General features: G+C 62.5%; 9 protein-coding genes. 5 read left to right on the forward strand and 4 right to left on the reverse strand.

From position 1 onward, the window contains the following. Positions 1 to 56: 56 nt before the first annotated feature. The gene (locus V7Q10_RS03660) at positions 57 to 485 is read left to right on the forward strand and encodes a CoA-binding protein (protein WP_333867686.1); all 429 of its coding nucleotides are present in this window, start codon (positions 57 to 59) and stop codon (positions 483 to 485) included. Here V7Q10_RS03660 and V7Q10_RS03665 read toward each other — a convergent pair. Next, positions 482 to 706 carry an Ada metal-binding domain-containing protein gene (locus V7Q10_RS03665; RefSeq protein WP_333867687.1) on the reverse strand — a complete coding sequence of 75 codons (225 nt, stop codon included), beginning with the start codon at positions 704 to 706 and terminating at the stop codon, positions 482 to 484. The genes V7Q10_RS03660 and V7Q10_RS03665 overlap by 4 nt on opposite strands. A 66-nt stretch (positions 707 to 772) precedes the next feature. Further along, positions 773 to 1,168 carry a DUF2147 domain-containing protein gene (locus tag V7Q10_RS03670; protein ID WP_333867688.1) on the reverse strand — a complete coding sequence of 132 codons (396 nt, stop codon included), beginning with the start codon at positions 1,166 to 1,168 and terminating at the stop codon, positions 773 to 775. A 135-nt stretch (positions 1,169 to 1,303) separates the two neighbouring features. Here V7Q10_RS03670 and hisA point away from each other — a divergent pair, with 135 nt between their 5' ends. The 3 genes from hisA to V7Q10_RS03685 are packed head-to-tail and all read left to right on the forward strand — an operon-like array spanning position 1,304 to position 3,129. After that, entirely contained in the window at positions 1,304 to 2,038 is a 735-nt protein-coding gene (hisA, locus tag V7Q10_RS03675; RefSeq protein WP_333867689.1) for a 1-(5-phosphoribosyl)-5-[(5-phosphoribosylamino)methylideneamino]imidazole-4-carboxamide isomerase, read from the forward strand. A 9-nt stretch (positions 2,039 to 2,047) separates the two neighbouring features. Then, complete coding sequence (hisF, locus tag V7Q10_RS03680; protein ID WP_333867690.1) at positions 2,048 to 2,809, forward strand: imidazole glycerol phosphate synthase subunit HisF; 762 nt, start codon at positions 2,048 to 2,050, stop codon at positions 2,807 to 2,809. After that, positions 2,806 to 3,129 carry a phosphoribosyl-ATP diphosphatase gene (locus V7Q10_RS03685; RefSeq protein WP_333867691.1) on the forward strand — a complete coding sequence of 108 codons (324 nt, stop codon included), beginning with the start codon at positions 2,806 to 2,808 and terminating at the stop codon, positions 3,127 to 3,129. Before hisF ends, V7Q10_RS03685 begins: the two co-directional genes overlap by 4 nt. Before the next feature lie 130 nt (positions 3,130 to 3,259). On the opposite strand, the gene hisH is transcribed toward V7Q10_RS03685, so the two are convergent. After that, on the reverse strand, positions 3,260 to 3,898 hold the full coding sequence (gene hisH, locus V7Q10_RS03690; protein ID WP_333867692.1) for an imidazole glycerol phosphate synthase subunit HisH: 639 nt from the start codon (positions 3,896 to 3,898) through the stop codon (positions 3,260 to 3,262). Positions 3,899 to 3,967: 69 nt separating this feature from the next. Then, a complete protein-coding gene (gene hisB / locus V7Q10_RS03695) occupies positions 3,968 to 4,555 on the reverse strand; it encodes an imidazoleglycerol-phosphate dehydratase HisB (RefSeq protein WP_333867693.1) in 588 nt (195 codons plus the stop codon). Positions 4,556 to 4,684: 129 nt separating this feature from the next. On the opposite strand from hisB, the gene V7Q10_RS03700 reads away from it, so the two are divergent. Continuing rightward, positions 4,685 to 6,000 (forward strand): phosphomannomutase (locus V7Q10_RS03700; RefSeq protein WP_333867694.1); only part of this gene is annotated, 1,316 nt, incomplete at its 3' end.

Genomic DNA, 6,000 nt, shown 5'->3' on the forward strand with positions numbered 1-6,000 from the left:
ACACCTTGACGCCCGTGCCTCTGGCGCGGGCGTCTTTTTATTTGAAAGGCCCCGTCATGACCGAAGATGCCCTGATCCGCGATGTTCTGACCCGTGTAAAAACCATCGCCCTTGTCGGCTGGTCGCCCAAGCCCGACCGCCCCAGCCACCGCGTTGCCGCCTATCTTACCGCACAGGGTTACCGCGTCATTCCGGTGAACCCCGGCCAAGTCGGCGAAATCGTCGCAGGTGAAGCGGTGCGCGCCTCGCTTGCAGAGATTGAGGGCGGCTTTGATATGGTCGATATTTTCCGCCGCTCAGAAGAAGCGGGCGCGGTGGTGGCCGAGGCTTTGGCCGCCAGCCCCGATCTGACGGCTGTCTGGATGCAACTGGGCGTCGAAGACGCGGCCGCAGCCGAAGTGGCGCGCGCGCGCGGTGTGGCGGTGGTGATGAACCGCTGCCCCGCGATCGAGATCCCGCGCTTGGGCCTGCCAAAGCGCGCCTAGACCCCACCGCCACAGCGCTTGCAGGGGCGAAACCCTGCGGCCAAGGCGGCGGCAGGGGCGGGGAAAACCCTGATGTTGGGGCGCAAGGCTATTCGGGAGGGGCAGCCAAAGCGGCAGAAAATCCCGGTGCTGGTCACGCCGTAAATTCCCGGCCAAGCCCCTCGGGCGCGAAGGGCCGCCCAAGCCGCATCACCTATCGCCTCGCCTGCGGTTTTATCCATGTTTCCTCCCCCTTGCACGCCGCAAGGCTGGGCCCCGCGGCGCGCAAAGACGACCCGAAACCTGCGCTATTTCACCCGTGTCCAAGTGCCGCCATCGCGACAGATGAACATCACGCAGCCCTGAACCGCCAAAGAATCGCCGTTCAGCTGCATTTTCGAGGCATAGGTCTTGTCGCGATCGGGTGACCAGATCTTGCCGCTGTCATAGCTGCCCTCGGCGGCGGGCTTCATATCCCAAATGATTCGCTTGCCGATATTGTCGCTTGCCATCGCTTTACCGCTGCCGTCAAAAGACTTGACCAAGATGCCGCAAAAGGCTTCGCCACAGGGCGTGACCTCGATGTGGCCATAATTGCCATTGTCATCCACGGATGTTTTCCAAACCCCTTCCACCGGATTTCCGGCAAAGCCTGTGCTGGCCACAAGGGCAAAACCCGCCGATAGCGCAAGTTTCCGTATCATTCTCTTCCTCCCTGAAGATTTCAACTCAGTGTGCCGCGAATTCTAAAGCTTGCAAGCCTGACGTTGGGTCCGATCAGCCTTGGCAATCACGGCCCATCTGCTTAAGAGCCTGTGCAAGCGAAACCGGAGGCTGCCATGATCCTTTACCCCGCAATTGATCTTAAAGACGGCCAATGCGTGCGGCTGCTGCGCGGCGAGATGTCGGCGGCCACAGTCTTTGGCGATGACCCCGCAGCCCAAGCGCTGAAGTTTCAAGATGCGGGCTGCGCATGGCTGCATCTGGTCGATCTGAACGGCGCTTTTGCAGGCACGCCGGTGAATGGCGCGGCCGTCGAGGCTATTTTGGCCGCGGTGAAAGTGCCAACCCAGCTTGGCGGCGGCATCCGCGATATGGCGACCATCGCGATGTGGCTGGAAAAGGGGCTGACGCGGGTGATCTTGGGCACGGTGGCGGTGGAAAACCCCGCATTGGTGCGCGAGGCAGCCCGCGCCTTTCCAGGCCAAGTCGCCGTGGGCATTGATGCGCGCAAAGGCATGGTCGCCACCAAAGGCTGGGCCACCGAGACCACGGTCAAGGTCACCGATCTGGCGCTTTCGTTTGAAGACGCCGGCGTGGCCGCGCTGATCTATACTGACATCGACCGCGACGGCGCGATGCAGGGCCCCAATATCGAGGCCACCGAGGCGCTGGGCCGCGCGGTGCGCATCCCGGTGATCGCCTCGGGGGGGGTGTCGCGGATGGCCGATCTGATCGCGCTGCGCGATACCGGCGTGATTGCGGGCGCGATTTCGGGGCGCGCGCTTTACGACGGCGCGATTGATCTGGCCGCCGCCCTCAAAACCCTCGCCACCGCGCCGCACAAAGGCTAGGGTCAAGCGATGCTGAAAACCCGCCTGATCCCCTGCCTAGATGTCGCCGATGGCCGCGTGGTCAAGGGCGTGAACTTTGTCGGCCTGCGCGATGCCGGCGATCCGGTCGAGGCCGCGCGCGCCTATGATGCCGCAGGCGCGGACGAGCTGTGCTTTCTGGACATCCACGCCACCCATGAAAACCGCGGCACCATGTTCGATCTGGTCACCCGCACCGCCGAGGCCTGCTTTATGCCGCTGACAGTGGGCGGCGGCGTGCGCAGCCACGAAGATGTGCGCGCGCTGTTGCTGGCGGGGGCGGATAAGGTCTCTTTCAACTCGGCAGCCGTGGCTGACCCCGATGTCGTGGCCGCAGCCGCCGACCGCTTTGGCTCGCAATGCATCGTGGTGGCGATTGACGCCAAAACTGTAAGCCCCGGAAAATGGGAGATTTTCACCCATGGCGGGCGCAAAGCCACCGGCATCGACGCGGTCGACTTCGCGCGCCTGATGGTGGCCAAGGGGGCTGGCGAGATTTTGCTCACCTCGATGGACCGCGACGGCACCCGCGCGGGCTTCAACCTGCCGCTGACCCGCGCGATATCGGATGCGGTTTCGGTGCCGGTGATCGCCTCGGGCGGGGTCGGCACGCTGGATCATCTGGTCGAAGGCGTCACCAAAGGCGGCGCCTCTGCGGTGCTGGCGGCCTCGATCTTTCACTTTGGCGAATTCACCATCGGCGAGGCCAAAGCCCATATGGCCGCCGCCGGCATCCCGATGAGGCTGACATGAGCGCCCTGACCCGACTTTCCGAGACCATAGCCGCCCGTAAATCCGCCGATCCTGATGGCTCGTGGACGGCAAAGCTGCTCGCCAAAGGCCCCGAAAAATGCGCCGAGAAATTTGGCGAAGAGGCGATCGAGGCGATCATCGAGGCGGTTAAGGGCGACCGCGCCAAACTGACGGCAGAGGCCGCCGATGTGCTTTACCACCTTTTGGTGATGCTGGCCGCGCGCGATCTGACTTTGGCCGATGTCGAGGCCGAACTTGCGCGGCGCGAAGGCACCTCTGGCATCGCAGAAAAAGCCGCCCGCGCCCTGCCACAGCCTTAGAAGCCTCCGGCGGGGATATTTGAAGACAGATGAAATCAAGCGCTTTGGTTTCATCTGTCTCTAAATATCCCCCGCGGAGCGTTCCCCCGAAACCCTGAGGCGATAAGGCGTCAGACGGGGGCGCAGCGTCTTAGGGTTTCCAGGTTAGAAAATTGCCGATCATGCGTAGCCCTGTGGCTTGCGATTTTTCCGGGTGGAACTGCATGCCAACCATGGTGTCGCGGCCTATCACTGCTGTGATGTCGCCTGCGTAATCGACATGTGCCAGACGCTCGGCGGCCTGGGTTACGTGGAATTGATAGGAATGCACAAAATAGGCGTGATCGCCGTTCGAGATCCCCGCCAGAACCGGATGGGGGGTGTCGATGATCAGGTCGTTCCAGCCCATATGCGGCACTTTCAGGCTGGGGTCTTTCGGGGCGATATGGGTCACCTCGCCTGCGATCCAGTCAAATCCGGCGGTGTCTTGGTATTCGCGCCCCCAGCTTGCCATCATTTGCATGCCGACGCAGATGCCAAGGAAGGGACGGGCGCGGAGGGTTACGGCCTCTTCGATGGCCTCAAACAGGCCGCCATAGCTGCCCAAGGCGCGTCTGCAGGCGGGGAAGGCGCCATCGCCTGGCAGCACGATGCGGTCGGCGCGGGCGACATCTTCGGGCTTTGAGGAGACCAGCACCTCACCCGCGTTGGTTTCCTGCGCCATGCGTTGGAAGGCTTTTTCTGCGGAATGCAGATTGCCGGAATCGTAGTCAACCAGGACGGTGAGCATGGGGTTGCCTTGCGTGGGGGTGTCCGGCGGCGGGGCCTCCGGCGGGGATATTTAGAGACAGATGAAAGGCTAAAGCGCGCCTTTGGTTGAGGGGAGTTGTCCTGCCATCCGCGGATCAGGCTCGACTGCTTGGCGCAGCGCACGCGCCAGCGCTTTGAAGGCGGCTTCGGCTATGTGGTGGTTGTTGAAGCCGTGGATCAGGTCGATGTGCAGGGTGATGCCGCCGTGGGTGGCGAGGGCTTGGAAAAACTCGCGCACCAGTTCGGTGTCAAAGCTGCCGATTTTGGCGGCAGGGAAGGGCAGGTTGCAGATCAGATAGGGGCGGGCAGACAGATCGAGCGCGCAGGCGACTTGGGCGTCATCCATCGCAAGCTGGAAGTGGCCATAGCGGCGGATGCCGGTTTTATCGCCCAGCGCTTTGGCCAGAGCTTGGCCGAGCGCGATGCCGGTGTCTTCTACCGTGTGGTGGTCATCAATGTGCAGATCGCCCTTGGCCTGAACGGTTAGGTCGATCAGTGCATGGCGCGCGAGTTGGTCGAGCATATGGTCGAAAAACCCGATGCCGGTTTGGCAGGTGGATATTCCCGTGCCATCAAGGTTGAGGCTGACGGCGATTGCGGTCTCATGGGTCGTGCGGGTGATCTGGGCGCTGCGCATCGCGGGCTCCTTGCAAGGTTGCGCTGTTATAGGCGGCTGGGGTCGGTTTGAAAAGCAGGGGTGCGAAGCTTTTGCATTTGGCCCCGCGCTTGGCTAAGGTGACAGCGAATTTGAGCACGGATTGAACTGATGCAAAGCTATAGCTGTTTTAAGGCCTATGACATTCGCGGCAAGTTGGGCGCGGAGTTGACCCCGCAGATTGCGCGGCGCATCGGGCGGGCTTTTGCCGAAGGATTGGCCGCAAAGCGGGTGGTTTTGGGGCGCGATTGCAGGGCCTCGTCACAAGAGCTGGCTGAGGCCGTCGCCGAGGGCTTGTTGCAGGCGGGGGTCGAGGTTTTGGATCTGGGGCTTTGTGGCACCGAAGAGATGTATTTTGCCACCACAGCCTTGGCGGCGGATGGCGGGATCGAGGTCACGGCATCGCATAATCCGATGGATTACAACGGCATGAAGATGGTGCGGCGCGGATCGGCGCCTTTGGACAGCGCCAGCGGTTTGGCCGCGATCAAAGCCTTGGCCGAGAGCGGCGATTTTGCGCCGGATCAGCCGGGCGGGGTGCTGCGCGATGCCTCAGCGGTGCGGGCGCAGTTTGTTGAGGCGGTTTTGGGCTTTGTGGATGTGGCAGCCTTGCGGCCTTTGAAGATTGTGGTCAATGCGGGAAATGGTGCGGCTGGGCCGACCTTTGATGCGATTGCGCAAGGCTTGGGCACGCGCGGTGCGCCGCTGGAGTTTGTGCGCCTGCATCACGACCCTGACGGCAGCTTTCCTCACGGCATTCCCAACCCGCTTTTGCCTGAAAACCAGCCCGCGACGGCGGAGCTGGTGCGCGCGGTGGGGGCCGATCTGGGCGTGGCTTGGGATGGCGATTTTGACCGCTGTTTTCTGTTTGATGCGGCGGGCAATTTCGTGGCGGGCGAATATATCGTCGGGCTTTTGGCCGAGGTTTTTCTGGCCAAAGAGCCGGGGGCGGGCATTGTGCATGACCCGCGTGTGGTCTGGAACACCCAAGACATCGTCGCCACGGCGGGCGGGCGGGCGATTGCCGCGCGCACCGGCCATGCGTTTTTAAAGCAAACCATGCGCGACACCGGCGCGGTTTATGGCGGCGAGATGTCGGCGCATCACTATTTTCGCGACTTTATGTGCTGCGATTCGGGGATGATCCCTTGGCTTTTGGTGGTGGAATTGATCGGGCGTTCGGGGCGGTCTTTGGCCGAACTCTTGGAACTGCGCCGCGCGGCCTTTCCGTCTTCGGGCGAGATCAATTTTCGGGTGCAAGATGTCGCCGCAGCCGTGGCCGCGATTGAGGCGATTTATGCGCCACAAGCGCAGGGCCGCGACGATCTGGACGGCTTGAGCCTTGAGTTTGGCACATGGCGGTTCAATCTGCGCGCTTCGAACACCGAGCCTTTGCTGCGGCTGAACGTCGAATCGCGCGGGCGGCG

It is taken from the genome of Cypionkella sp. (assembly GCF_036782355.1).
Classification (GTDB): Bacteria; Pseudomonadota; Alphaproteobacteria; order Rhodobacterales; family Rhodobacteraceae; genus Cypionkella.